The organism is Streptomyces sp. NBC_01261, from assembly GCF_036226385.1.
GTDB lineage: Bacteria > Actinomycetota > Actinomycetes > Streptomycetales > Streptomycetaceae > Streptomyces.
Genome location: NZ_CP108463.1, coordinates 7,228,479 through 7,253,405, shown reverse-complemented (window position 1 = coordinate 7,253,405; position 24,927 = coordinate 7,228,479). Strand labels below are relative to the sequence as shown.

The window sequence follows — 24,927 nt, the reverse complement described above, 5'->3', positions numbered from 1 at the left end:
GGCGCGCCGGTGTCGAGAGTACGAGCGCGCGGAGGCGCGGAGCGCTGAGCACGGTCGTGCTCTCGACACCGGCTTGGGCGCCCCGAAGGCGACCGAGCCAAAAAAGAAGGAGGCGTTATGTACGTCGGAATCGATGTCGGCACATCCACGGTGAAGGCCGCCGCCTTCGACGGCTCCGGGCACCAACTCGCCGTAGCGGCCCGGCCGGTGGGCCTGTCGATGCGCGGCGGGTTCGTCGAGCAGGACATGGACGAGGTCTACGGCGCGGTCGTCGCCGTGCTCGACGAACTCACGTCGGACGTGGACGGACCGTTCGAGCTCGCCGGGCTGACCGGGCAGGGCGACGGGGTGTGGCTGGTGGACGCGGAGGGGCGGCCGGTGCGGGCGGCGGCGTCCTGGATGGACGGGCGGGCGCACGAACTGCTCGATCAGTGGCTGGCGGACGGGACCTTCGAGACGGTGTTCCGGCGGACCGGGAGCGCGATGTTCCCCGGGTGTCCGGGGCCGCTGCTGGCGTGGCTCGCGGCGCACGAGCCCGCCTCGCTGGACGCTGCCGCCACCGCCCTGTACTGCAAGGACATGGTGTTCCAGCGGCTGACGGGGGTGCGGGCGACCACCGATGTCTCGGACGCGTCGATGCCGTTCCTCGACCCCCGGACGCGGTCGTACGACAACGGTGTCGTCGAGCTTCTCGGGCTGACGCGGCGACGGCGGCTGCTGGCGCCGGTCAGCGATCCGGTCGCGACGGCCGAGACGCGCGGCGAGGGGCTGCCGGCGGGGACCCGGATCGCCAACGGGCCGTACGACCTGCCCGCGTGTGCGCTCGGTGCGGGGGTGACGGAACCGGGTGACGGGCTGCTCATCGTGGGGACGTGTCTCGCCGGTCTGGTCGCGACCACGGAGCTGGACCTGAGCGGTGAACCGGCCGGGCTGTACATCTCCCTCGACCGGCCGGGGCACTGGTTGCGGGCCATGCCGGCGATGGTCGGTACGGCGGCCCTGGACTGGGTGCTGTCGACGACCGGCGTCCGGCACGAGGAGGTCGACGGGCTGCTCGCGGCGACCCCGCCGGGCGCGAACGGGGTGCGGGTGCTGCCGTACTTCGCGCCGTCCGGTGAGCGCGCGCCCTTCGTCGAGCCCCGTCTCCGCGCCGAACTCACCGGTGTCTCCCTGGAGTCGACGCCCGCCGACCTGATCCGGGCGACCTGCGAGGGCATCGGTTACGCGGCCCGGCACTGTCTGGAGGCGGCGGGGCTGACGGGGTCGCTGGCCGTGTGCGGTGGGGGTACGCGCAGCCCGGCCTGGATGCGGCTGCTCGCGGATGTGCTGGGGCGGCCGTTGCGGGTCGTGGAGGGTGAGGTGGGGGCGCGGGGTGCGGTGCTCGCGGCGGCCGAGCGGTACGGGGTTCCGCTGGACGCGGGGGTGTGGACGCGGCCGACGGAGATCGTGGAGCCGGACGCGGGGCGGGCCGCGTTCTACGCCAAGGGGTTCGAGGACCATCTGGCGCGGCTGGCGGCAGCGCGGCACCGGAGCCGGTGATTTCGGGGGCGGGCGCCCGCGATTCGCGGTGTACTACCGGCCTGGCCGTGCGTGGCGAGGAGGAGTTCATGGCGGTACGTCGAAAATGGTGCCCGAACTGTCGTGGGATGCAGGACTTCCGGAGGATGGTCGCCGCCGAGAAGGCCACCGTCCGTGAGGAGAAGGGGCCCCGGCACTTCGTGCACGATCTGTGGCGCTGCGACGTCAAGGGCTGTGTGTGGTACCAGCCGTGGTTCAGCACGCGACGCGGCGGCGATCTCCCCGAGAAGTTCCGTGAGGAGAAGGCCACCGCCCCGGAGTGAGCGCCGCCGTGCCTAGACCAGGTTGCTGAAGTCCGGGCCCTTGGTGCGGGTGCGCTTCAGCTCGTAGAAACCGGGGACCGAGGCCACCGCGACCGTGCCGTCCCAGAGGCGGGCCGCCTCCTCCCCCTTGGGGGCGGGGGTGACGACCGGGCCGAAGAAGGCGATCTGCTCGCCGTCGGGGCCGGGGACGGCGATGACGGGGGTGCCGACGTCCTGGCCGACCTTGTCGATGCCCTCCTTGTGGGAGGCGCGCAGCTCGGCGTCGAACTCGAAGTCCTCCTGGTCCGCGTAGTCGATCAGGTCGGCGGGCAGGCCGACGTCCGCGAGCGCGCCGGCGACGGCCTCGATGGTCGGGCCCTCGCCGTTGTTGTGGATGCGGGTGCCGAGCGCGGTGTAGAGCGGGCCCAGGATGTCCGGGCCGTGCTTCTGCCAGGCGGCGGTGACCACGCGGATCGGCTTCCACGCCTTGGTGGCGAGCAGCTCGCGGTACTCCTCGGGCAGCTCGTCGAGCCGGGGCTCGTTGAGCACCGCCAGGCTCATGATGTGCCAGCGGACCTCGATGTCCCGGACCTTCTCCACTTCCAGCACCCACCGGGAGGTCATCCAGGCCCAGGGGCACAGGGGGTCGAACCAGAAGTCCACGGGGGTCTTGGCGGTCTCAGACATGACGCTCCTCGGAATACGGCCGTTTCCCCACCGCAACACCGCCCCTCGCCACCTCATTCCCGGGTACCCGCCGTCAGGGGCACATGGCAGGATCGGCCCTGACCGCATAGCGAACACCGTTGATCGAACACCATCCGAGGGAGTGCCTCCGTGCCCGGTGAGAATCTGACCCGCGACGAGGCCCGTGAGCGGGCCGCCCTGCTGTCCGTCGACGGGTACGACGTGTCCCTCGACCTGCGTTCGGCGGTGGGTGACTCCGCCGGGGGCGAGGGCGCCGCGGAGGGGCCGCGGACCTTCCGGTCGGTGACCACGATCCGGTTCCGCTGCGCCGAGCCGGGCGCGGCGAGTTTCGCGGACCTGATCGCGCCGGCCGTCACCGCCATCTCGCTCAACGGCAAGGACCTCGACCCGGGCGCGGTCTTCGACGGCACGCGCGTCCAGCTGGAGGACCTGGCCGCCGAGAACGAGCTGATCGTCGACGCGCGGTGCGCGTACTCCCGTACCGGCGAGGGCATGCACCGCTTCGTCGACCCCGAGGACGGCGAGGTCTACCTCTACACCCAGTACGAGCCGGCCGACTCGCGCCGCGTCTTCGCCACCTTCGAGCAGCCGGACCTCAAGGCGCCGTTCCGCGCCGAGGTGCGGGCCCCCGAGGGCTGGACGGTGTGGAGCAACGGCGTCGGCGAACTGGCGGACGGTGTATGGAAGTTCGCGGAGACGAAGCCGATCTCGACGTACATCACGGCGTTCGCGGCGGGCCCGTACCACTACGTGACGGACTCCTACTCCCGCACCTTCGACGACGGTACGACGCTGGAGATCCCGCTCGGCGCGATGTGCCGCAAGGGTCTGGCGCCGTACTTCGACGCCGACGACGTCTTCCTGATCACCAAGCAGGGCCTGGACTTCTTCCACGAGCACTTCGACTACCCGTACCCCTTCGGGAAGTACGACCAGGCGTTCGTGCCGGAGTACAACCTCGGCGCGATGGAGAACCCGGGGCTCGTCACCTTCCGCGAGGAGTACATCTTCCGGGGGAAGGTCACGCAGGCGTCGTACTCGGGGCGGGCGAACACGATCCTGCACGAGATGGCGCACATGTGGTTCGGCGACCTCGTCACCATGGAGTGGTGGGACGACCTGTGGCTGAAGGAGTCGTTCGCCGACTTCATGGGCGTGTTCGCGAACGTCGGCGCGACCCGCTTCACCGATGCCTGGATCAGCTTCGCCAACCGCCGCAAGGCGTGGGCGTACCGCGCGGACCAACTCCCGTCCACACACCCGATCACCGCCGACATCCGCGACCTCCAGGACGCGAAGCTCAACTTCGACGGCATCACGTACGCCAAGGGGGCTTCCGTACTGAAGCAGTTGGTGGCGTACGTCGGCCAGGACGCGTTCCTTGAGGGCGCGCGGCGCTACTTCAAGCGGAACGCGTACGGCAACACGCGCCTCGGTGACCTGTTGTCGGTGCTGGAGGAGACGAGCGGGCGGGACATGGCGTCCTGGTCTCGGTCGTGGCTCCAGACGGCCGGGGTCAACTCCCTCACTCCGCAAGTGGTGTTGGACGTGGAGGGCGGCCGTATCGCCGAGCTGACGGTGATTCAGGAGGCGGCGGAGTCGCACCCCGAACTCCGCCCGCACCGGGTCGTGGTGGGCCTCTACCGGATGGAGGACGGCCGGCTCGTGCGGTACGAGCGGGCCGAGGTGGACGTCGACGGGCCGCGGACGGTCGTGGTGGAGCTGGCCGGTGCGGACGCGCCGGAACTGGTGCTCGTCAACGACGAGGACCTCACGTACGCCAAGACCCGCTTCGACGCCGTGTCGCTGGCGACCCTGCGCGAGCGACTCGGCGCGCTCACCGACCCGATGGCGCGGGCGCTGTGCTGGTCGGCGCTGTGGAACATGACGCGGGACGCGTTGCTGCTCGCGCCGGACTTCATCGACCTGGTGGCGCGGTTCGGGCGGCGGGAGACCGACATCGGTGTCCTGCAGATGCTGCACGCGTGGGCGAACTCGGCGCTGGTCAACTACTCGCCGCCGTGGTGGCGCGGGACCGGCGCGGAGATCCTGGCGCACATCGCGCTGCGGGATCTGCGGGACGCCGAGCCGGGCAGCGAGCGGCAGCTGGCGTGGGCGCGGTTCTTCGCTTCGGTGGCGTCGGCGCCGGAGGAACTCGCCCTGCTGCACGCCCTGTTGGAGGGTACGGAGAAGATCGAGGGGCTGGCTGTCGACCAGGAGCTGCGCTGGGCGTTCCTGGAGCCGCTGACCGCGCACGGCGCCGCCGACGAGGCCGTCGTGGCCGCCGAACTGGCCCGGGACGACACCGCGTCCGGCAAGCGCCACCAGGTCCGCTGTCTCGCCGCCCGCCCCTCGGCGGCCGTGAAGGCGCAGGCGTGGGCGCAGGTCGTGGAGTCGGACGCGCTGTCCAACGCGCTCGTCGAGGCGACCATCGCGGGGTTCGCGCAGCCGTCGCAGCGGGAGTTGCTCGCGCCGTACACGGAGAAGTACTTCGCGGCGATCGAGCGGGTGTGGTCGGAGCGGTCGATCCAGATCGGCGTGGACGTGGTGCGGGGGCTGTTCCCGGCGTACCCGGCGGCCGAGGACGCGCAGGCGACGCTGGACGCGACGGACGCGTGGCTGACGTCCCACGAGGGGGCGGCGCCGGCGCTGCGGCGGCTGGTGCTGGAGTCGCGGGACGATCTGGCGCGGGCGCTGCGGGCGCAGGCGGCGGACAACGAGGGGCGGGGTGCTGAAGGCTGAGGGGCCGAGGAGTTGAGGGGCTGAGGGGCTGGGGGCTGAGGGGCTGGGGGCCGAGGGGCTGGGGGCCGAGGGGCTGATCGTTGGCCTGTGATTGGCCTCTCCGTCACCGTTACTGAATACAGGTAATCCACCCCGTAACCCCTGGTCCACCCCATCCGGACCAGGGGTTTTCGGCGCCTACTCGGCATCCGAACGCCTGTCCTTTAGTGCCGCGTTGTCCGGATTTGTCGACGAGCGTGTAACAGCGGTTAGGGAGCGGATCCGGCGCGGGAAACCCCGTTGCATGAACCACGACACCCCGCTCTCCCCCCGCCCCCTCAGCCACCTCACCGAGGTGCACCGCCGCGTGCTGACGACGGTTCAGCTCCGGGCGCACGGCGTCCCGGCCGCCGAGGTGAACGAGCGGTGCCGTCCCGACGGGCCGTGGCAGCAACTCCTCCCCGGTGTCGTCCTGTTGCACTCCGGCCCGCCCACCGGCGAGGAGCGGCTGCACGCGGTGCTGATGTACACGGCACGGGAGCGGACGGCGGGGGTCCCGGTCCAGCCCGGCGCGGAGGGCCCGCACCGCCCGACGTACACGGAGACGATGCTCACGGGCCTGGCGGCGCTGACCCTGCACGGCTTCACGTCGGCCCCGGAACTGCGCTCCCTCAAGCAGATCGACGTCCTGGTCCCCCGGATGCGGCGACTCCGCTCGACCGGCTGCGCGCGGATCGTCCGCACGGCGGCGCTCCCCACCCCGCAGCAGGTGAAGGGCGTCCCGGTCGCCCCGGTACCGCGGGCCCTCGCGGACGCGGTGGCCGAACTGTCGGACGCGAACGCGGTACGCGGGCTGCTCACCGAGGCGGTACGCGGCGGCCACTGCGAACCGGCCGCGGTGGTAAGGGAGTTGAACAACGCCAAGCTGCTGAGCCGCCCGCACGTGGTGGACGCGGTGGACTCCCTCCTGGCGGAGGGCAGGGCAATCGCCGAGGACCGCCTCTACCGGATGGTGAGCGAGCACGGCCTCCCCGACCCGGTCTGGAACGTCGACCTGCGGCTGCCCGGCGGCCCGCACCTGGGCGGCCTGGACGCGTACTGGCCGGAACAGGCGGTCGCCGTAGAACTCGACACCCGCGCCCCGCGTCAGGACGAGGACGCCCTGTGGTCGGAGTACGCCCGCAAGCGCGAACATCTGGAGCGGCTGGGCATCACGGTCGTCCACATCACCCCGAAGAAGCTCCGGGACGCGATGGAGCAACAGGCGGCGGTGGTCCGTACGGCGCTCATGGCGTCGGCGGACCGCGATCCGGCCGCGTATGTCGTGGTGCTGCCCCGGTAGTGACGGACCGGGGCGGGATCAGGAGGGGAGAGGAGGGGCCACCGGGTTGGGTGGCCCCTCCTCACACGTGCTTACAGGGGCTCGGGCAACGGTGGCGGGGCGGTGCTCGTCGTCGTGTGGCCCGCGTGGAGGCCGTCGATGAGGGCGGCGTAGGAGGCGATCATGCGCGTACGGCTGAAGCGTTCGCGGCTGCGGGCGTGGGCCCTGGCGAACTCCGCGCGGCCGGTGACCGCCTCGGTCCAGGCCGACGCGATGGCGTCCGGGTCGGGGGGTGTCATGATGCCGTGCCCGGCGACGATGGAGGCGCTGTCGCCGACGTCGGTGGAGACGGGTACGGCCCCGCACATCATGCCCTCGATGAGGCAGAGGGGCGCGGCCTCGCCGAAGGACGACGTCAGCGCGACGACGTCCGAACCGGCGTAGACGGTCTCCATGTCCCGCCGTACGCCGAGGAGATGGAGCCGGTCGGCGAGTCGCGCCCGGTCCGCCCCGAAGGCGTCGTCGATGTCTGCGGAGAGGGCGGGCTGGTTGTCGGCGGTCATGCCCGTGCCGCACATGAGGACGTGGCCGGCGGGTTCGCGCCGTAGCCACTCGTGGGCGGCGCGGAGGAAGAGCGGGATGTTCTTCATGGTGGCGTAGCGGGCGGCGAACACGACGACGGGTGCGGCGTCCGGAATCCCGAGGGAGGCCCGGAGGGCCAGCCGCCGGGCGGGGTCGGGCCGGAAGCGGAACAGGTCGACGCCGTTGGGGATGACGTGGAGGACCTCGGGCGGGATGCCGGCGGCCTGGTAGGCGTCGCGGGTGGACTCCGCGCAGCAGACGGCGGCGACGACCTTGCCGTCGGCGATGGCGGCCTTCAGTTCGTCGAGGGCGGCGCCCTGGTGTTCGGGGTCCGAACGGTGCAGGCACACGACGACGGGGCGGCGGGGCAGACCCGCCTGGTTGAGCAGGGAGAGCGGCTGTTCCTTGAGCGACAGGACGACGTCGGCGTCCGCGAGGGCGCGGGCCGCGTCGGCCAGCTCGGGTCCGGTGAATCCTCCGGTGACGGTCCCGTCCGGGTCCCGGTCGCCGCCGAAGCTGCGGCCGAGGGTGGAGACGCCGACGCCGGCCGCGGTCAGTTGCTGGTAGCAGGCGTCGTTCTCCATGGCCTGCCGGGTTGCTTCTCGGTGTACTTCTCCGTGGATGCTGAGCACCGTATGGTGCTGGCCGCCCTCCACCAGCCCCAGTACGACGTCGCTGTGGACGATGCGGGCTCCTCCGGAGAAGAACCCCTCGTAGACCGACAGCACGTGCAGCTCGTGTCTAGCGCGCACACGACCACCCGCCTTGCATATGAATCGAGCCATCCCCGTGAACAGCGGGTTAGCCGTTATGAGGCGGCACGGACATTTCGTCCGAATGAACTGGGCGTCTCGTGTCTGGGTCCGGTTGGTTATCCGGGGGTCAATTGGTACGGGGGCCTACGGCGAGCTGGACGCGAACTGTCTTGCCGATGTCTCCCCGCAGAAACCAATCGAGGGATTCGGAGAGGGCGGAGACGACGAGGAGTCCGCGCCCGTCCTCGTCTCCGGGGGCCTGCCTGACCACGGGGAACGCCGGGGTCGGGTCCGACACGTCGATCGTCAGACCGGCGTTCCCTTCGTCTACGGCGACTCGTAGCCAGACCTCGTGTCCGACGACCTTGCCGTGTCGTACGGCGTTGGCAACGAGCTCGGAGGTGACGAGGACGGCGTCGTCGATGTCGCCGGGCCAGTTCCAGAGGGTGAGGCGGCGGCGGGTGTGGGTGCGGGCGAGGCGGACGCTCCGCGGGGTCATGGGGTAGCTCATCGACCAGTCGGGGGTGAGGAGGGTGGGGTGCATGTGGGGCCCTTCACGTAGGGGGACGTGAACCCAGCGTGTTCGCCCCTCTCCCACGGCCGCAATCGAAAACGCACTGAATATTCAGCGGTGCTGAAAGTGGACTATGCCGGGATCTGCACAAGTGCCTGCGTGAAGGCAGCACGCGATGCCACACTCGGCGCAGAACTACAGGTGACAGGTACTACGGCACGAAGGCGACACACATGGCGGCAAAGCGCGGGCGCACGGCACAGCGGCTCGAACTGGGGCTTCAGCTACGGCAGTTACGCGAGAACTGCGACGCGGGCGATCACGGAACGGGGCTCACCCGCAAACAGGCGGTGCAGGGGCTACGCATCTCGGAGGCGTCCCTGCAACGCATCGAGACCGGCTCCCTCAACTTCCGGAACGTAGGCGACCTGCGCAAGCTGCTCACCAAATACGGGGTGAGCGACGAGGAGGTCGTCGAGTCGTTGATCGGCCTCAACCGGGATTCAAATCAGCAGGATTGGCTGACTCAGTACCGGGGGTTGTTGCCTGCGGGTCTTCCCGGGTTCGTCGGACTGGAGCCGGAAGCCCGCTCCATGAAGGCCTACCACCCGACCGTCGTCTACGGCCTGCTCCAGACCGAGGCTTACGCACGGGCAACTCACGAGCTACACAAGCCGATTGAGGAATACACCTCGGAGTTCATCCGCAACAGCGTGGCGCTCCGGATGCGGCGGCAGGAGGTACTCACACGCGAAATCCCCGTCAAACTGCACGTCATCCTCGGCGAAGCGGCGCTACGGTATCCGGTCGGGGGTGCCGAGGTGATGCGCGAACAGTACGACCGGATCGAGGAGTTGTCGGGCTGGGACCACATCACCATCCAGGTCCTGCCGTTCCGCCGGAGTTACCGCTCGACGAACGACTTCGCGATCCTCGACTTCGGCAACAACCTGCCGCCTCGCGTACAGACCGACAGCGCCTGGGGTTCCGTCTCCACCTCGGACAAGCCACGTGAAGTCGACCGCTTCACACGCCGCTTCGACGCCATGACAGCATCAGCACTGCCACCCGAGGACACCCCGGAGTTCCTCCGCCGACTGGAACGAGAGCTGTAGAACCATGAACCCCGAGATCGCTCCTGAGTCCGCCTGGTTCAAGTCTTCCTACAGCGACCCGGGCCAGAACTGCGTCGAAGCCGCCCACCTCACCTCCACCGGGATAGCGGTCCGCGACTCCAAGAAGCCCGCTGGTCCGGCGCTGCTCCTCCCCGTGACGGCATGGGCCCCCTTCCTCTCCCACCTCCGTGCGCCGGGATCACGCGACTGACCCCCAGCCACACCCACCCCACAGAAATATGACACTTCCCCCCCCAACTGTCACACTTCCGCGCCCCACCCTTCCGGAGCGCCGACCGCCTCCCGCACCCGCCCGCGAGACCGACCCACGCGACTGCGATCAGACCTCACTTACCGCAGAACTCCCCCACCACCACCGCCCCCGCGTCCCCCGACCAGTCCCCGTTGAAGTTGAACGCCAGGGAATGGCGGCCGTCCACCGTCGTCACCGCCGCCGACGACGAACCGTGGATGCCGCCGTCGTGGCCCCAGACATGGACACCGCAGGGCAGGGTGATGTCGGTGAGGCCCAGGCCGTAGCGCGTGCCGTCGCTGTCGTCGCCCGTCGCCACCGTCGTCTTCATCTCCTTCAGCTGCTTCGGCGGGAGGAGCTTTCCGCCCAGCAGGGCACCGTAGAAGCGGTCCAGGTCGGCCGAGTCGGAGATCATCGAGCCCGCCGAGGAGGCGATGGTCGGGTTCAACCGTGTGACGTCGTACGTCGGGCCCGTCGTCGCGTCCGCCAGCTTGCTGTAGGCGTGGCTGCTGGGCCGCGGGAGCGTGACCCGCGTGCCGGGGAGTGAAGTCGCCCTCAGTTTCAAGGGGTTGATGATGCGGTCGCGGACCTCCGTCTCGTACGAGTGGCCCGTGACCTTCTGGATCACCATCCCGGCCAGGACGTAGTTCGTGTTGGAGTAGTTCCACGACGTGCCCGGCGCGAAGTCCGGCTGGTGGGACATCGCGATCGCCACCAGGTCGGCCGGGGTCTTCGTGTCGTAACGGTGCTGGAAGAAGCCGTCCTTGGTGAAGTACGCGTTGCCGAAGTCGTCGTCCGCCGTGTAGTTGAAGATGCCGCTGGTGTGGTTCATGAGCTGGCGGACGGTGACCTTGCCGCCGTCGTTGCCGTTGCCCTCGACCACGCCCGGCAGCCATGTCGCCACCTTGTCGTCCAGCGACAGGCGTCCCTCCGCCTCCAGTTGGAGCAGCACCGTCGACACGAACGTCTTGGTGATGCTGCCCACCCGGTAGCGGTCGTCGGCCGAACGCGGCTTGCCGGTACGGAGGTTGCCCACGCCGGCCGTCGTCGACCAGGTGGTGCCGCCGTCCCGCACAGTGGCCGTCACGCCGGGGACGCCGTCCTCCACGGCCGCCCGGAGAGCCTCCCGCGTCGCCGTGTGGTCCCCTCCGGCGGGCGCCGCCGTCGCGGGACCCGCCAGCGCCACCGACAACGCCACCAGCGTCGCACCCATCACTACCGCACGAACTGCCATGTCTTCCCCCTCTGTTGAGCCCGGTTCGGCTCGGTCGAGGGGAGGGACACGGTCATCCGGTGCGAAGGTTGCCCGGGTCTACGCCAGTTGAGCGAGTTTCAGCCCTTCTTCAGGATCCGCCCTTCTTGAGGAGCAGCTCCGTGTTGCGGTCCTTCGCGTCGCCGCCCAGCACCGTGCTGGAACCCGGTGCGTTGTACGACAGTTCGCGGTACAGAGCCGCGAGGCCGGTCTGGGTGAGGTCGGAGAAGTCGGTGCGGTGCGGGGCCGCGGACTCGATGAGCGTGGTGAAGAGGGAGAGCGTGCCGTCCTTGTTGTCCACCAGCTCGATGACGCGGGCGAGTTGGGGATAGTCGACGTGCGAGGCGGTGGAGATCTCCCAGAAGCTGCGGCCGTCGGGCGCCGAGTGCGGGGTGATGACGTTGCGGTGGATGTGGCCGTTGACCCAGGCCAGCACGTTCGGGTGGCTGCCGAGGAGGGCGATGACGGCCGAGCCCTCGTAGCGGCGCTCGGTGGGGTGCGCCGGGTCGGGGCGGGTGTTGTCCATCGTCTGGCTGGTGTGGTGGCTGAAGATCACCGCGTACGAGTCCTTGTTGTCGCGGAGTGTCTTGTCCAGCCACCTCAACTGCGTTGCCCCGATGGACCCTTCGTAGTGGCCGCCCGCGTCCGTGGTGTCGAGGCTGATGCCGATCACGTCGTCGGCGATGCGGAACGCGTAGTACTGGGTGCCCGCGTCGACGTTCGCCGAGGAGTAGCCGTGACCGACCGGGCCGAGGCCCTGGTAGGCCGGGTCCAGGTGGGCCTTGAGGTACTCGGCGGAGGTGTACGGGGCGCGCTTCTCGTCCGGCGTGATCGAGCGCGCGGAGCGGGCGTGCGCCTTGAGGAAGTCGCGGTAACCCGTGCCCTTGGGGTCCTTGGCGTCCCGGATCGAGTTCTGCAGCTTCTTCGCCTCGGCCGCCGTCGCGGTCATCAACTTCTTGCCGCCGATGGCGAGTTCGGTGAGGTACGGGTCCGCGTGCGAGCCGAAGCAGCCGAGCGGGAGCGCGTCGTGGTTGCCGACCGTCGAGTACCAGGGCAGGTTGAGACCGGGGCTGCGGACCTCGCGGATCGCGGCGGCCAGGAAGCCCTTGAGGTGCGGGAAGCCGACCTGCTTGTCGCCGTCGCGCACGGTGGACTCGGGCTGCCAGTACAGCTTGAGGCCGCTGTTCTGGACACCCTCGTAGTGGCGCGGGTCACCGGTGTTGGGGGTGAACCGGCCGCCGCTCATGATCTTCATGAACCATTCCAGCTCGGACTTCGCGTTGTTGTCCGTGTTGTCGCCGGTGGTCATCACGAAGTGCAGCGGGGAGCCGGTCACCGGGGCGCCGCGCAGCGCGTTGACCCGCTCGACCAGCGAGATCCCGCCCTGCACGGTCAGCGCCTCGTGCGGGCGCCAGGCGTGCTTGTCGGTCGAGCGCAGGTACTCCAGGCGCAGCGGGTGCTGGGTGTCCATCAGGTGCAGGTCCGTGAACTGTACGAACGACGCGAGTGCCGTACGGCGGCCCGCGCGCCCGGACTTGGCGTTGGCGAGGTCGCCGCGCACGACGCGCTTCCAGCCGGCGCCGTCGCCGAGCCGGCGGTAGCCGGAGTGGGTGCGCGGGGCGGCGACCGTGGCGAGGGTGGTGCCCTTGGTGTAGGGGGCGAGGGGTGCGGCGGGTGCCACGCGGGAGTGCGCGACGGGTGCCTCGGCGGCGGCGTTCGCCGCATCGGCGGTGACTGTGGCGGCCTGGCTGTCGGTGGGCCGTAGGGCGTATCCGACGCCTGCGGAGACGGACACGGCCGCGGTGGCGGCGAGGACGGTACGGCGGTTGACCCCCAGCGCGGAGCTGGCGACAGAGCGTGTGCGCGACATGGCGCGATCTCCCCGAGTACGAACTGCGTCGGCAGTGGTCGCGGGCGGTCGCGGCGATCGGTTTTCGATCGCGGTCGCGAACTTCCCGCTCGTACTGGATGCTTGGCATCGGGGATGACCTGCGCGTAAACGAGACGGCAACGCGTAGCGCCGATCACCGTACGTGGATCTTGGCGCCCCCTGTGCGTTCGCGAACGCTCGTCGAGCCGCCGGGAAGCGGCTACTCCGTGTTCATCTGCCGGGGTACTGAAGCTATTCCGGGACCCGTTCCACCCGTCCGGCTGCCGGCCGCTCCCGCCCCAGCCGCAGCGCCACGTCGATCAACCGGACCCGGGGCAGGCCGGGGACGTCGTCCAGCGGATGCCGGGCCGCCATGTCGGTGGACCCGCCGATCTCGTTGCGCAGCTCGCCGCCGACGATCCTGGCCTCGTGGACGAGCCGGACGCCGTGGTGGTCCACCTTGCGGCGGTGGCTCCACGGGAGGACGTGGTGGGTGGTGTCCACGCCGAGCAGTCCGGTGACCTCGACGTGGTAGCCGGTCCTGTGGGAAGTGCCGCACATGTGGTGTTGTCTGGCCGCGGCGCCGTTGGGGCTGGTCGCGCGGTTCCCGCGCCCCTAGGGGGCTTGACGCGCCGGGGTTGGATTGGCAGGGGAGTACTCGGGGGCGGACCAGCGCAGAGGGAGTGCGGCGGCGGTCTCGACGACCTCGGTGACGGCGAAACGCACCCTGCGCTCGCCGTCCGCGTCGAACTCAGGCCTTGCCTCACCGGTGAGTTGGAGGGTGGTGCCCGTGTTCCAGTCCAGGAAGAGGAGGCCCGCGCGCGGGTCGGTGAGGAGGTTGCCGAGGCTCAGGAACATGGCGTTGCCCGCGTAGTCCGGCCAGGTCAGTTCGCGGGGTGAAGTCGGTTGCACGAAGCCGGGGTTGCCGCCCCGGTGGCTGGCGTCGGCGCCGTGTTCGTGGACGGTGGCGAGGAAGAAGGTGTCGGCCGCCGTGATGAACTCGGCCTGGGTGGTGGTCAGTTCGGTGCCGCGCAGGGGCGGGGCGGGTTCGCGGTCGGCGATCGTCTCGTAGGACTCTCTCCGCTGGATGTATTTGGGGCAGTTGGCGAACACTCGCTCCGCCTCGATCGCCAACCCCGTTGCCGTGCGCCGGAGTCGGCCGTCCACGCGCATACGGCGGCGGGTGCGGGGGTCCAGGGCGATCGTGCCGACCGGGAGGTCGTGCGCGCCGGCCAGGGCCGGGGTGAGGGGGTCCGTGGGGCGGGTGGCGCCGGTGATCGAGATCTGGTGGGGGCCCGTCGCCCGTACGAAGCCGGGGGTGCCGGTGAGCGGGGAGGCCCATACCTTGCCCGTCGCCGGGTCCGCCGCGCCCAGGATCAGGAGGGGCTGGATTTCGAGGAAGGCGGCGGCCACCGGTTTGATGCCCTGGCCGATGATCTGGCCGACGTGGTCGGCGAACTCGCGCACCCCCACCCGGTCCTGCACGGTGCGGGAGCCCGTGTGATAGGTCTCCATGGCCTCCATGGCTAGAAGAAACCGCAGGTCGGGGCGTCTGCGCTCGGGGCCGGGGCGTCTTCGGCGCCGGTCGGCACCGAGATCTCCAGGCGGGTGCCGTCCGGGTCGTGGAAGAAGATGCCGCCGGAGGCCGCGCCCTCGCCGTGGGCGACCACGCCCTCGTACGCGAACTCGGCACCGTAGGCCTTGAGCGCCTCCTCGTACCGCCGGACGCGCTCGATCGAGTCGGCCGCGAACGCCAGGTGGTGCAGGCCGGCGCGGTCGCCGCCGTACGGCCCCCGCGCCTGCTGCCAGAGGGTGAGGACGGGGCGGCCGTCGCCTTCGCCGTCGCCCAGGAACGCGTACCGGCGGTCGTCCTCCTTGCCCTCGGCGAGGACCGCGAAGCCGAGGACGTCTCGGTAGAAGGCGAGCGAGCGGTCGAGGTCGGTGACGTTCAGGCCGATGTGGCCGAGGTGCAGGGTCATGCGAAGCCCTCCCAAAATCTAACCGTTGTAAGTGACGTTAACGGTTAGAGTTGAGAGCGTCAACCGGTCACGTACTCTTGACCGGTTAGATCGGAAGAGAGGCACCCGATATGCCGAAGCCCAAGTCGAAGCCGACGCCCCTCGCCGAGGACCCCCGGCCGCTCATCGGCGAGCCGCTCGCGCTCGACCTGCTCAACACGTGGTGGATGCGGGACGGAGTCCTACAGGATCTGCTCACGGTCCCGGGCGGGCTCGCCGTGTGGCTCGGGTCGAACGGGCTCGACGAACGGTTCGCGGCCGACACGGTCACCCTGACGCACGTCAACATCACGCGCACCGCGCTGAGGCAGGCCCTGGACGACGGCCGCACGGACGACCTCGACGCCGTGCTCGGCATGGGACGCATCCGGGCCACCCTCACCGCCGACGGGCCCGGCGAGGTGCCCGAGTTCGAGGACCCCAGGTGGGGGCCCGGCTGGCTGGCCGCCCGCAGTTATCTGGAGCTGCTCTCCACCGCCCCGGACCGCATCCGCCGCTGCGCCCACGAGGCGTGCGTCCTGCGCTTCTTCGACACGTCGCGGAACGGCACCCGCCGCTGGTGCTCGATGGCGGCCTGCGGCAACCGCGCGAAGGCGTCCCGCCACTACGCACGTTCGAGCCCCCGGAGCGAATAGGGGGTTTTCCCCATACGTTCATAGCGTTTCGGTCAACACTTCCCAAACAACCGTCCCTTGGGTAAAGCTGTGCCCTCGTCCGGCACTGGATTCTTCACCTACAAGGGATGCCGATGACCCTCTCCCACCAGAGACGCGTGGCCCGAATATCCGTGGCCGCCGGTCTCGTCGCCGCGCTCTCCGCGGCCGGGCCGATACCCATGGCCTTCTCCGCCGACTCGCCGTCCGCCACCACACCCGCGGACAGCACGGTCAAGTCCGCCGCCGCCAAACTCGGTTCGGACGACGCCGACCTGCTCGCCACGGCCAAGGCCGACGGCGACAAGAACGTCACGATGATGATCGCCACCGCGCCGGGCGCGACCGAGCAGGTCGCCCAGCAGCTGGACGCGGTCAAGGGCGGCTCCGTGGGCCGCACCTACGACAAGCTCGGCTACGTCCGCGCCACCGTCCCGACGGGCAGGGCGGACTCGGCGATCGCCGCCGCCGCGAAGCTGTCCTCGGTGCACGCCATCGACCTCCGCCAGGAGATCGCGCTCGACGACCCGACGCCGAGCGCGGACACCGCGAAGGGCGCCAAGAGCGCCAACAAGGCCACGGCGACGACCACTTACTCGGCGCCGAACAAGAACACCCCCGCCGTGAACCCGTACAACCCGTCCTTCGAGACGGGCGCCGTCGACTTCGTGAAGAAGAACCCGAAGGCGGACGGCCGCGGCATCACCATCGGCATCCTCGACTCCGGCGTCGACCTCGGCCACCCGGCGCTGCAGAAGACCACCACCGGCGAGCGCAAGATCGTCGACTGGGTCACCTCGACCGACCCGATCGTCGACGGCGACCAGACCTGGCGCCCGATGGTGACGGCCGTCTCCGGCCCCAACTTCACCTACGGCGGCACGAGTTGGACGGCGCCGACGGGGTCGTACGAGATCAGCACGTTCAAGGAGTCGTACACCACCGGCGGTGACGCGGCGGGTGACGCGAACCGTGACGGTGACACCACCGACGCCTGGGGTGTCCTGTACGACCCGGCGGCCGGCACGGTGACGGTCGACCTGAACAACAACCAGAACTTCAGCGACGACACCCCGATGAAGCCGTACAAGGACGGTTACCAGATCGGCTACTTCGGGACCGACAACCCGGCGACGGACGTCGTCGAGCGGCAGCCGTTCGTCGTGCAGATCAGCAAGGACGTCCCGATGGACCCGTACGGCGGGTCCTGGGTCGGCAAGACGGCCGACTTCGTCAACATCGGTGTCATCGAGTCCGAGCACGGCACGCACGTCGCCGGTATCACCGCGGCGAACGGCCTGTTCGGCGGCAGGATGAACGGCGAGGCGCCGGGCGCGAAGCTCGTCTCCTCGCGCGCCTGCACCTGGACCGGCGGCTGCACCAACGTGGCGCTCACCGAGGGCATGATCGACCTCGTCGCCAACCGCGGTGTCGACATCGTCAACATGTCGATCGGCGGCCTGCCCGCGCTGAACGACGGCAACAACGCGCGCGCCGAGCTGTACACGCGGCTCATCGACACCTACGGCGTGCAGCTCGTGATCTCGGCCGGCAACTCCGGTCCGGGCGCCAACACGATCGGCGACCCCGGCCTGGCCGACAAGGTGATCTCGGTCGGCGCCGCGATCTCGAAGCAGACCTGGGCGGCCAACTACGGCTCCCAGGTGGAGAAGAAGTACCAGTTGCTGCCGTTCTCCTCGCGCGGTCCGCGTGAGGACGGCGGCTTCACGCCGACGCTCGTCGCGCCCGGCGCCGCGATCAACTCGACCCAGACCTGGCTGCCGGGTGCCCCGGTCCCCGAGGCGGGTTACACGCTGCCGGCCGGCTACTCGATGCTCCAGGGCACCTCGATGGCCTCCCCGCAGGCAGCGGGCGCTTCCGCCCTGCTGCTGAGCGCCGCGAAGCAGAAGCACATCGCCCTCACCCCGGCGACCCTGCGCACGGCGCTCACCTCAACCGCCGATCACATCAAGGGTGTTCAGGCCTACGAGGAGGGCGCGGGCCTCATCGACATCGTGGACGCGTGGAAGTCCATCAAGGACGGCGCGACCTCCCACGAGTACACGGTGAAGGCTCCCGTCGACACCGCGATCGACTACGCGCTGAAGACCCCGGGCTTCGGCACGGGACTGTACGACCGCGAGGGCGGCCTCAAGGCCGGCGCGAAGAAGACGTACGACATCACCATCACGCGAACCACCGGTGCGGACAAGGCGGTTCGGCACGAGCTGCACTTCGGGAACAACGCCGGTGACACCTTCCGGATCGTCGGCCCGGACGAGGTCAAGCTCCCGCTGAACCGGCCGGTCACGGTCAAGGTGCAGGCGGCGCCCAGGAGTTCGGGCATCAAGAGCGCGATCCTGGAGGTCGACGACCCGAGGACCGAGGGCCTCGACAAGCAGATCCTCACGACGGTCGTGGTCGCCTCGCCCGTCAACTACACCTACTCCACCGCGAGTTCGGTGCAGCGCAACAGCACCCAGTCGTACTTCGTGACCGTCCCCGCGGGCGCCAAGGCCCTTGAGGTCGCGATCAGCGGGCTGAAGGACAAGAGCCAGACGCGGTTCATCTCGATCCACCCGTACGGCGTCCCGGTCGAGGACACCGGCACCCCGTACTGCTACAACAACTACCTGGACGGCAACGGCTGCAAGCCCGACGTGCGGTCGTACGCCGACCCGCAGGCCGGGGTCTGGGAGATCGAGGTCGAAGCGCGCCGTACCTCGCCGCTGCTCGACAACCCGTACAAGCTGAACGCCACCGTCCTCGGCGCGGCCTTCGACCCGGAGACCGTGACCGTGCCCGAGGCGAAGGTCGGCGTCCCGGCCACCGCCTCCTGGAAGGTGACGAACAACTACGCGGCTCTCACCGGCACGTTGAAGGGCGGCCCGCTCGGCTCCTCGCTGACCGCGCGGCCCACCATCACCGAGGGCGTCACCCAGACCACCACGGTCGACGTGCCCGCCGGTGCCACGTCCCTGGACGTCGCGATCGGCAACGTGTCGGACCCGGCGGCGGACCTGGACCTGACGGTGAAGAACGCCGCCGGGACGGTCGTCGGCACCTCCGCCGACGGTGACTCGGAGGAGGCCGTCTCCATCGCCAACCCGGCCGCCGGCACGTACACGGTCGAGGTCGCGGGCTACTCGGTGCCGTCCGGCTCGACCGCGTACGACTACCGGGACGTCTTCTTCTCCCCGGCGCTCGGCACGGTCACCGTCGACGGTTCGACGCCGGTGAAGCTCGCCACGGGCGCCTCGGCGACCGTCTCGGGCAGTGTCACCGCCCTGGCCCCGGCTCCCGAGGGACGCGAGTTCTTCGGCCAGGTCCAGCTGGTCAACGCGCGCGGCACGGTCGCGGGCCTGGGCAGCGTGAAGATCGAGAAGGTCACGTCGTAGCCATCGGTACGGCGTGAGGGGCGGGCGTCCATGTGGGCGCCCGCCCTTCTCGTTGTCAGCCGGTCGGGCAGGTGGTGGTGCCGGGTCCGGCCAGCGCCTCGACGATCGTGGCACCGTCCGCGGCGACCGCGTCGTCGCCGACGGCCCAGAGCGTCGCCGTGTCCGAGCCCTTCGGGACCCCGACCAGCACGTGCTGCCCCTGGCGCGGCGCCGGTTGCGCCCCCGCGGCCAGGACGACCGTGACGTCGGACGGGCCGTGGGCGGGCCGGTAGGAGCGGGTGACGGCGAGCGTGATCCGTTTCCGGGGGTCGGAGCTCGGCCGCACCTCGGTCACCGTCCCCTCGACGAGGAGACGGGAGCAGGCCACGTACAGCTCCGGGTCGGACAGCGCGCCCGAGGCCTCCGGTGCCTTGTCCTGCGCCGGGCCGGAGCCGGTCTTCGCCCCCCGGTCCGCGCTGCTGCTCGCCGCGTCGCCCGAGACCCCGTTGTGCGCGACCAGCCAGGCGAGCCCGGTGATCGTCGTGGCGACGGCCGCCGTAGCGAGGGTGCCGTAGGCGAGGACGCGCAGGGCGGGACGGCGGCGGCGGACCGGGCGGGCGCTGATCACCGGTTCCGGTACCGAGGGTGCCGGGGGCGCCGACAACGCCTCCCCGATGAGCCCCAACTGCTCTCTCAGCAGCGCCACTTCGGCCGTCGCGAGCGCGTGCTCGGCCATGAACCCGGCGTCCGCGCGGGCCGCTTCCGGCAGGGGCTCGTCCGTGATCGCGGCCATCAGTGCGTCCATGCCGTCGTACGCGTCGCCGTCGTACTCGTTCTCATGTCGTTCGGCGGTCATGTCACACCACCTCGTCCTCGTGCAGGCGGTCGCGCAGGGCGCGGACCGCGGTGTGCAGCCGGCTCTTGACCGTGCCTTCCGGGATGCCGAGTTCCTCGGCGATCCCGCGCACGGGCAGGTCGGCGAAGAAGCGCAGGACGAGGACCTGGCGGTGCTGGTCGGGCAGTTCGTCCAGGCCCTGTGCCACCGCCATGGACAGGACACTCGTGTCCTCGCCGGAGGGGTGCTCCAGCTGGCGCAGGGACGCCAGCCGCTCCCCCACCCGCTCCTGGCGGCGTTTGGCGCGGTGCCAGTCCATGGCGAGGTTGGAGGCGACGACCGCCGCCCACGCCGAGACGTCGCGCGGCGCCTCGTCGCCCTTCGCCGCCCGCTCCAGCAACCGCAGCCGTACCTGCTGGACGCCGTCCGGCAGATCCGCCTGCGGCACCCCGCCGAGCGCGAGCACCGCCCGTACCCGGCGTTCCTGGGCCGCGTCCAGAGGATCGTCCTCCTGGACCCGGCGGGCCTTTCTGCGCAGCACAAGCCACCCCCTCACCGCGTTTCCTCTACGACGCGGGAGCGGGCGGAAACGTTCGGCCGGGCGAGGAGGAGTTTTCCGCGGCGGCGGGCGGAGGCGTGGATCACACCGGCGGGCGGGACGGCTTGCGGTCCGGGGCCGGTGCGGGGCGGATTTCTCGCAGCGCGCGGAGCCGTCGCCGCAGGATCGAACCGGGGGCGGTCCGGTGTCGCGTCCCACTCCTCGGGCCGGGCGGCGAAAGGATTGGACAGGCGGGCACGGGTGAGACGCATCATGGAAGCGCTGGACCACGTAGAACGCACGCAAAGGGAGTCGCCGTGAAGGTCGGAATCGTCGGAGCCACCGGTCAGGTCGGCACGGTCATGCGCAGGATCCTCGTGGAGCGGAACTTTCCGGTCACCGAGCTGCGTCTGTTCGCCTCGGCCCGTTCGGCGGGGACGGTCCTGGACGGCGTGACGGTGGAGGACGCGGCGACCGCGGACTACTCCGGGCTGGACATCGTGCTGTTCTCGGCGGGCGGCGCGACCTCGAAGGCGCTGGCCGAGAAGGTCGCCTCGCAGGGTGCGGTCGTCATCGACAACTCCTCCGCGTGGCGCAAGGACCCGCAGGTCCCGCTGGTCGTCTCGGAAGTGAACCCGCACGCGATCGTCGACCGGCCCAAGGGGATCATCGCCAACCCGAACTGCACGACGATGGCCGCGATGCCGGTGCTGAAGCCGCTGCACGCGGAGGCGGGCCTCGAAGCGCTGGTCGTCGCCACGTACCAGGCGGTGTCGGGTTCCGGGCTCTCCGGTGTGGCCGAGCTGCACGGGCAGGCGCTGAAGGTCGTGGCCGACGCCGACAAGCTCACCCACGACGGTTCGGCGGTCGACTTCCCCGAGCCGCAGGTCTACCAGCGGCCCATCGCCTTCAACGTGCTCCCCCTCGCCGGTTCGATCGTCGACGACGGCCTGCACGAGACCGACGAGGAGCAGAAGCTCCGCAGCGAGTCCCGCAAGATCCTGGAGATCCCCGAGCTGAAGGTCTCCGGCACCTGCGTCCGTGTCCCGGTCTTCTCGGGGCACTCCCTCCAGGTCAACGCCCGTTTCGCCCGGCCCATCTCGGTCGAGCGCGCCACGGAGCTGCTCGGCGGCGCCCCGGGTGTCGCCCTGACCGACATCCCGACGCCCCTCCAGGCGGCCGGGCAGGACCCGTCCTACGTCGGCCGTATCCGCGCCGACGAGACGGTCGAGCACGGGCTCGCGCTGTTCATCTCCAACGACAACCTCCGCAAGGGCGCCGCGCTGAACGCGGTACAGATCGCGGAGCTGGTGGCGGCCGAGCTGAACAGCTGACGCCGGGGGGTGGGGCGGTACGGCGGGAGTTCTACGCCCCCGCCGCCCCTACCCGTCCCATCCCCCAGGGTGCTACGCCCTGCGTACCTCATAGAAGAAGCACCCGTACTCCACCGCCCTGACGTGGACGAGGACCACGGACGGGTCGGCGAAGGCCCTACGGACGGTCTCGTCGTCGAGGGCGTCGACCAGCTCGCCGCCCAGGATGTGACCCTCGGCCGAGTAGCGGCGCAGCACGCGGTGGGCGTCCGCGAAGGGGTACCCGGAGCCGGCCGCGGGCCCCGCGCACTCCTCCGCGTGGATGAACACCGGGCCCTGCTCGTCGTACGGCCCGGGCTCGGCGCCCGTTTCCGCGGCCCAGCGCCGCAGCGGGGCGTAGGAGACGAGGGCGATCCGCTCGCCCGGCTCGCTGCGGCGCAGGCAGCAGCGGAGCGGAGCGCCGCCCTCCTCGTCGAGTGCGGGAACCATTCCGCGCCCCGCATCGTCAGCAGAGCGCAGCTCCTTCAGGACTGTCGAGTCGACGGGCCGTGCCGTGTATGTCGTCATGGCACCAGGCTCGCGCTCGTCCGCCCCGCTCACCGGCGGGATACGGACATCGCGCTTCCCGCAGCTCCCGTGGAAGGATGGCGCAACCCACACATAACGAGGAGATGACCGCGTGCCTGGCACAAACCTGACTCGCGAAGAGGCGCGGCAGCGGGCAACGCTGCTCACCGTTGACTCGTACGAGATCGATCTCGACCTCTCCGGCGCGCAGGAGGGCGGGACCTACAGGTCCGCGACGACGGTGCGCTTCGAGGTGACGGAGGGCGGCACCGAGTCCTTCATCGACCTGGTCGCCCCGGCCGTCCGCGAGGTGACGCTGAACGGCGACCCGCTCGACCCCGACGAGGTCTTCAAGGACTCGCGGATCACGCTCGCGGGGTTGCTGGAGGGGCCCAACGTTCTGCGCGTCGTCGCCGACTGCGCTTACACCAACACCGGTGAGGGACTGCACCGGTTCGTCGACCCCGTCGACCAACAGGCCTACCTCTACACCCAGTTCGAGGTGCCGGACGCCCGCCGCGTGTTCGCGGCCTTCGAGCAGCCCGACCTCAAGGCCACCTTCCAGTTCACCGTGAAGGCGCCCTCCGGCTGGACCGTCATCTCCAACTCCCCGACGCCCGAACCCCGGGACGACACCTGGGTGTTCGAGCCGACGCCGCGCCTCTCGACGTACATCACCGCGCTGATCGTCGGGCCGTACCACTCCGTGCACAGCGTGTACGAGAAGGACGGACAGAGCGTGCCGCTGGGCATCTACTGCCGGCCCTCGCTCGCCGAGTACCTCGACTCGGACGCGATCTTCGAGGTCACGCGGCAGGGATTCGACTGGTTCCAGGAGAAGTTCGCCTACGCGTACCCCTTCAAGAAGTACGACCAGCTGTTCGTCCCGGAGTTCAACGCGGGCGCGATGGAGAACGCGGGCGCGGTGACCATCCGCGACCAGTACGTGTTCCGGTCCAAGGTGACCGACGCCGCGTACGAGGTGCGCGCGGAGACGATCCTGCACGAGCTGGCCCACATGTGGTTCGGCGACCTCGTGACCATGGAGTGGTGGAACGACCTCTGGCTGAACGAGTCGTTCGCCACCTACACCTCCATCGCCTGTCAGGCGTACGCGCCCGACTCGCGCTGGCCGCACTCGTGGACCACGTTCGCCAACTCGATGAAGACGTGGGCGTACCGGCAGGACCAACTCCCGTCCACGCACCCGATCATGGCCGAGATCCGCGACCTGGACGACGTCCTCGTCAACTTCGACGGCATCACGTACGCCAAGGGCGCGAGCGTCCTGAAGCAGCTCGTCGCGTACGTCGGCATGGACGAGTTCTTCGCGGGCGTGCAGGCGTACTTCAAGCGCCACGCGTACGGCAACACCCGCCTGTCGGACCTGCTGGGCGCGCTGGAGGAGACCTCCGGGCGTGACCTGAGCGCCTGGTCGAAGGCGTGGCTGCAGACCGCCGGCATCAACATCCTGCGCCCGGAGATCGAGACGGACGCGGACGGCGTCATCACGGCCTTCGCGATCCGCCAAGAAGCCCCGGCCCTGCCCGCCGGTGCGACGGGCGAGCCCACCCTCCGCCCGCACCGCATCGCGGTGGGCCTGTACGAACTCGACGAGAACACCGGCAAGTTGGTGCGCGACGAGCGCGTCGAGCTGGACGTGGACGGCGAACTCACCGCCGTACCGCAGCTGGTGGGCAAGCGTCGTCCGGACGTGGTGCTGCTCAACGACGACGACCTGTCGTACGCGAAGGTCCGCCTCGACGAGCAGTCCCTCGCGTTCGTCACCGAGCACCTCGGCGACTTCGAGTCCTCGCTGCCCCGCGCCCTGTGCTGGGCCTCGGCCTGGGACATGACCCGGGACGCCGAACTCGCCACCCGTGACTACCTGTCGCTCGTCCTGTCGGGCATCGGCAAGGAGTCCGACATCGGCGTCGTGCAGTCGCTCCAGCGGCAGGTGAAGCTCGCGATCGAGCTGTACGCCGACCCGGCCGCCCGCGAGGTCCTGCTCACCCGGTGGACGGATGCCACGCTGGCGCACCTGCGTTCCGCGGATGCGGGCAGCGACCACCAGCTGGCCTGGGCGCGGGCGTTCGCGGCGACCGCGCGCACCCCGGAGCAGGTGGACCTGCTGGACTCCCTGCTGGACGGCGCGACGACGATCGAGGGGCTGGCCGTCGACACCGAGCTGCGCTGGGCGTTCGTCGAGCGGCTCGTGGCGGTCGGGCACTTCGACGAGGAGGACATCGCCTCCGAGCACGAGCGGGACAAGACGGCCGCCGGTGAGCGCCACGCGGCGACCGCCCGTGCCGCCCGTCCGACCGAGGAGGCGAAGGCGGAGGCCTGGGCGCAGGTCGTGGAGTCCGACAAGCTCCCCAACTCCCTTCAGGAGGCGGTGATCTCGGGCTTCGTCCAGACCGACCAGCGCGAACTCCTGGCGCCGTACACGGAGAAGTACTTCGCGGTGGTCAAGGAGGTCTGGGACACCCGTTCGCACGAGATCGCCCAGCAGATCGCGATCGGCCTCTACCCGTCGATCCAGGTCTCCCAGGACACCCTGGACCGCACGGACACCTGGCTGACCACCACCGAACCCAACGCGGCCCTGCGCCGCCTGGTCTCGGAATCCCGCTCGGGCGTGGAACGCGCGCTGAAGGCACAGGCCGCGGACGCGACCGCGTCGTAGTCGGTTCCGCTACGGCCACGAGGGGCGCC

General features: G+C 70.3%; 21 protein-coding genes. 10 read left to right on the top strand and 11 right to left on the bottom strand.

From position 1 onward, the window contains the following. Nucleotides 1-117: 117 nt before the first annotated feature. Nucleotides 118-1,539, top strand: coding sequence for an FGGY-family carbohydrate kinase (locus OG226_RS32280; RefSeq protein WP_329350870.1), 1,422 nt, complete (start codon nt 118-120; stop codon nt 1,537-1,539). A 107-nt stretch (nt 1,540-1,646) separates the two neighbouring features. Next, the gene (locus OG226_RS32275) at nt 1,647-1,841 is read left to right on the top strand and encodes a hypothetical protein (RefSeq protein WP_328683330.1); all 195 of its coding nucleotides are present in this window, start codon (nt 1,647-1,649) and stop codon (nt 1,839-1,841) included. A gap of 12 nt (nt 1,842-1,853) precedes the next feature. On the opposite strand, the gene OG226_RS32270 is transcribed toward OG226_RS32275, so the two are convergent. Then, the gene (locus OG226_RS32270; protein WP_328683329.1) at nt 1,854-2,507 is read right to left on the bottom strand and encodes a mycothiol-dependent nitroreductase Rv2466c family protein; all 654 of its coding nucleotides are present in this window, start codon (nt 2,505-2,507) and stop codon (nt 1,854-1,856) included. Nucleotides 2,508-2,657: 150 nt separating this feature from the next. Between OG226_RS32270 and pepN (OG226_RS32265) the strand changes: the two genes are divergently transcribed. Both pepN (OG226_RS32265) and OG226_RS32260 read left to right on the top strand, forming a co-directional pair. Further along, complete coding sequence (gene pepN / locus OG226_RS32265) at nt 2,658-5,270, top strand: aminopeptidase N (RefSeq protein WP_328683328.1); 2,613 nt, start codon at nt 2,658-2,660, stop codon at nt 5,268-5,270. 283 nt (nt 5,271-5,553) lie between these two features. Beyond that, the gene (locus tag OG226_RS32260) at nt 5,554-6,591 is read left to right on the top strand and encodes a hypothetical protein (RefSeq protein ID WP_328683327.1); all 1,038 of its coding nucleotides are present in this window, start codon (nt 5,554-5,556) and stop codon (nt 6,589-6,591) included. Nucleotides 6,592-6,662: 71 nt separating this feature from the next. Here OG226_RS32260 and OG226_RS32255 read toward each other — a convergent pair whose 3' ends face one another. Both OG226_RS32255 and OG226_RS32250 read right to left on the bottom strand, forming a co-directional pair. Next, nucleotides 6,663-7,880, bottom strand: a complete 1,218-nt coding sequence (locus OG226_RS32255) for a glycosyltransferase (protein WP_329353571.1) — start codon at nt 7,878-7,880, stop codon at nt 6,663-6,665. Between the two features lie 154 nt (nt 7,881-8,034). Then, on the bottom strand, nt 8,035-8,451 hold the full coding sequence (locus OG226_RS32250) for an ATP-binding protein (RefSeq protein ID WP_328683326.1): 417 nt from the start codon (nt 8,449-8,451) through the stop codon (nt 8,035-8,037). A 203-nt stretch (nt 8,452-8,654) separates the two neighbouring features. Between OG226_RS32250 and OG226_RS32245 the strand changes: the two genes are divergently transcribed. Then, entirely contained in the window at nt 8,655-9,536 is an 882-nt protein-coding gene (locus OG226_RS32245; protein WP_328683325.1) for a helix-turn-helix domain-containing protein, read from the top strand. 4 nt (nt 9,537-9,540) lie between these two features. Further along, on the top strand, nt 9,541-9,747 hold the full coding sequence (locus OG226_RS32240) for a DUF397 domain-containing protein (RefSeq protein ID WP_328683324.1): 207 nt from the start codon (nt 9,541-9,543) through the stop codon (nt 9,745-9,747). A 136-nt stretch (nt 9,748-9,883) separates the two neighbouring features. Here the strand turns inward: OG226_RS32240 and OG226_RS32235 are convergent, their stop codons facing one another. The 5 genes from OG226_RS32235 to OG226_RS32215 form a co-directional block, all read right to left on the bottom strand. Further along, entirely contained in the window at nt 9,884-11,023 is a 1,140-nt protein-coding gene (locus OG226_RS32235; protein WP_328683323.1) for a serine hydrolase domain-containing protein, read from the bottom strand. Nucleotides 11,024-11,132: 109 nt separating this feature from the next. Further along, complete coding sequence (locus OG226_RS32230; RefSeq protein ID WP_329350869.1) at nt 11,133-12,911, bottom strand: TIGR03767 family metallophosphoesterase; 1,779 nt, start codon at nt 12,909-12,911, stop codon at nt 11,133-11,135. A 252-nt stretch (nt 12,912-13,163) separates the two neighbouring features. Then, a complete protein-coding gene (locus tag OG226_RS32225; RefSeq protein WP_443066925.1) occupies nt 13,164-13,472 on the bottom strand; it encodes a hypothetical protein in 309 nt (102 codons plus the stop codon). Between the two features lie 54 nt (nt 13,473-13,526). Then, complete coding sequence (locus OG226_RS32220; protein ID WP_329350868.1) at nt 13,527-14,426, bottom strand: pyridoxamine 5'-phosphate oxidase family protein; 900 nt, start codon at nt 14,424-14,426, stop codon at nt 13,527-13,529. 11 nt (nt 14,427-14,437) lie between these two features. Continuing rightward, nucleotides 14,438-14,890, bottom strand: coding sequence for a VOC family protein (locus OG226_RS32215; RefSeq protein ID WP_329350867.1), 453 nt, complete (start codon nt 14,888-14,890; stop codon nt 14,438-14,440). A 110-nt stretch (nt 14,891-15,000) separates the two neighbouring features. Here OG226_RS32215 and OG226_RS32210 point away from each other — a divergent pair, with 110 nt between their 5' ends. Together OG226_RS32210 and OG226_RS32205 are read left to right on the top strand one after the other, a co-directional pair. Then, nucleotides 15,001-15,564, top strand: coding sequence for a CGNR zinc finger domain-containing protein (locus tag OG226_RS32210; protein WP_328683319.1), 564 nt, complete (start codon nt 15,001-15,003; stop codon nt 15,562-15,564). A gap of 113 nt (nt 15,565-15,677) precedes the next feature. Next, on the top strand, nt 15,678-18,980 hold the full coding sequence (locus OG226_RS32205; protein WP_328683318.1) for a S8 family serine peptidase: 3,303 nt from the start codon (nt 15,678-15,680) through the stop codon (nt 18,978-18,980). A gap of 55 nt (nt 18,981-19,035) precedes the next feature. Here the strand turns inward: OG226_RS32205 and OG226_RS32200 are convergent, their stop codons facing one another. Both OG226_RS32200 and OG226_RS32195 read right to left on the bottom strand, forming a co-directional pair. After that, nucleotides 19,036-19,815, bottom strand: coding sequence for a hypothetical protein (locus OG226_RS32200; RefSeq protein WP_329350866.1), 780 nt, complete (start codon nt 19,813-19,815; stop codon nt 19,036-19,038). 1 nt (nt 19,816) lies between these two features. After that, nucleotides 19,817-20,335, bottom strand: coding sequence for a sigma-70 family RNA polymerase sigma factor (locus tag OG226_RS32195; protein ID WP_328686490.1), 519 nt, complete (start codon nt 20,333-20,335; stop codon nt 19,817-19,819). A gap of 314 nt (nt 20,336-20,649) precedes the next feature. Between OG226_RS32195 and OG226_RS32190 the strand changes: the two genes are divergently transcribed. Further along, nucleotides 20,650-21,666: an aspartate-semialdehyde dehydrogenase gene (locus OG226_RS32190; RefSeq protein ID WP_329350865.1), complete on the top strand. Its 1,017-nt coding sequence runs from the start codon at nt 20,650-20,652 to the stop codon at nt 21,664-21,666. Nucleotides 21,667-21,738: 72 nt separating this feature from the next. Here the strand turns inward: OG226_RS32190 and OG226_RS32185 are convergent, their stop codons facing one another. Beyond that, a complete protein-coding gene (locus OG226_RS32185; RefSeq protein WP_329350864.1) occupies nt 21,739-22,212 on the bottom strand; it encodes a DUF1203 domain-containing protein in 474 nt (157 codons plus the stop codon). Nucleotides 22,213-22,324: 112 nt separating this feature from the next. Here OG226_RS32185 and pepN (OG226_RS32180) point away from each other — a divergent pair, with 112 nt between their 5' ends. Then, on the top strand, nt 22,325-24,898 hold the full coding sequence (pepN, locus tag OG226_RS32180; RefSeq protein ID WP_329350863.1) for an aminopeptidase N: 2,574 nt from the start codon (nt 22,325-22,327) through the stop codon (nt 24,896-24,898). The last annotated feature ends 29 nt before the right edge of the window (nt 24,899-24,927 follow it).

What these genes read in the sequence shown, in the direction of transcription:
- OG226_RS32210 (WP_328683319.1), top strand. Translation starts at nt 15,001, where the DNA reads ATGCCGAAGCCCAAGTCGAAGCCGACGCCCCTCGCCGAGGACCCCCGG.
- OG226_RS32260 (WP_328683327.1), top strand. Translation starts at nt 5,554, where the DNA reads ATGAACCACGACACCCCGCTCTCCCCCCGCCCCCTCAGCCACCTCACC.
- OG226_RS32245 (WP_328683325.1), top strand. Translation starts at nt 8,655, where the DNA reads ATGGCGGCAAAGCGCGGGCGCACGGCACAGCGGCTCGAACTGGGGCTT.
- OG226_RS32205 (WP_328683318.1), top strand. Translation starts at nt 15,678, where the DNA reads ATGACCCTCTCCCACCAGAGACGCGTGGCCCGAATATCCGTGGCCGCC.
- OG226_RS32235 (WP_328683323.1), bottom strand. Translation starts at nt 11,023, where the DNA reads ATGGCAGTTCGTGCGGTAGTGATGGGTGCGACGCTGGTGGCGTTGTCG.
- OG226_RS32240 (WP_328683324.1), top strand. Translation starts at nt 9,541, where the DNA reads ATGAACCCCGAGATCGCTCCTGAGTCCGCCTGGTTCAAGTCTTCCTAC.
- OG226_RS32200 (WP_329350866.1), bottom strand. Translation starts at nt 19,815, where the DNA reads ATGACCGCCGAACGACATGAGAACGAGTACGACGGCGACGCGTACGAC.
- OG226_RS32185 (WP_329350864.1), bottom strand. Translation starts at nt 22,212, where the DNA reads ATGACGACATACACGGCACGGCCCGTCGACTCGACAGTCCTGAAGGAG.
- OG226_RS32215 (WP_329350867.1), bottom strand. Translation starts at nt 14,890, where the DNA reads ATGACCCTGCACCTCGGCCACATCGGCCTGAACGTCACCGACCTCGAC.
- OG226_RS32270 (WP_328683329.1), bottom strand. Translation starts at nt 2,507, where the DNA reads ATGTCTGAGACCGCCAAGACCCCCGTGGACTTCTGGTTCGACCCCCTG.
- OG226_RS32280 (WP_329350870.1), top strand. Translation starts at nt 118, where the DNA reads ATGTACGTCGGAATCGATGTCGGCACATCCACGGTGAAGGCCGCCGCC.
- OG226_RS32220 (WP_329350868.1), bottom strand. Translation starts at nt 14,426, where the DNA reads ATGGAGACCTATCACACGGGCTCCCGCACCGTGCAGGACCGGGTGGGG.
- OG226_RS32230 (WP_329350869.1), bottom strand. Translation starts at nt 12,911, where the DNA reads ATGTCGCGCACACGCTCTGTCGCCAGCTCCGCGCTGGGGGTCAACCGC.
- OG226_RS32225 (WP_443066925.1), bottom strand. Translation starts at nt 13,472, where the DNA reads ATGTGCGGCACTTCCCACAGGACCGGCTACCACGTCGAGGTCACCGGA.
- OG226_RS32250 (WP_328683326.1), bottom strand. Translation starts at nt 8,451, where the DNA reads ATGCACCCCACCCTCCTCACCCCCGACTGGTCGATGAGCTACCCCATG.
- OG226_RS32275 (WP_328683330.1), top strand. Translation starts at nt 1,647, where the DNA reads ATGCAGGACTTCCGGAGGATGGTCGCCGCCGAGAAGGCCACCGTCCGT.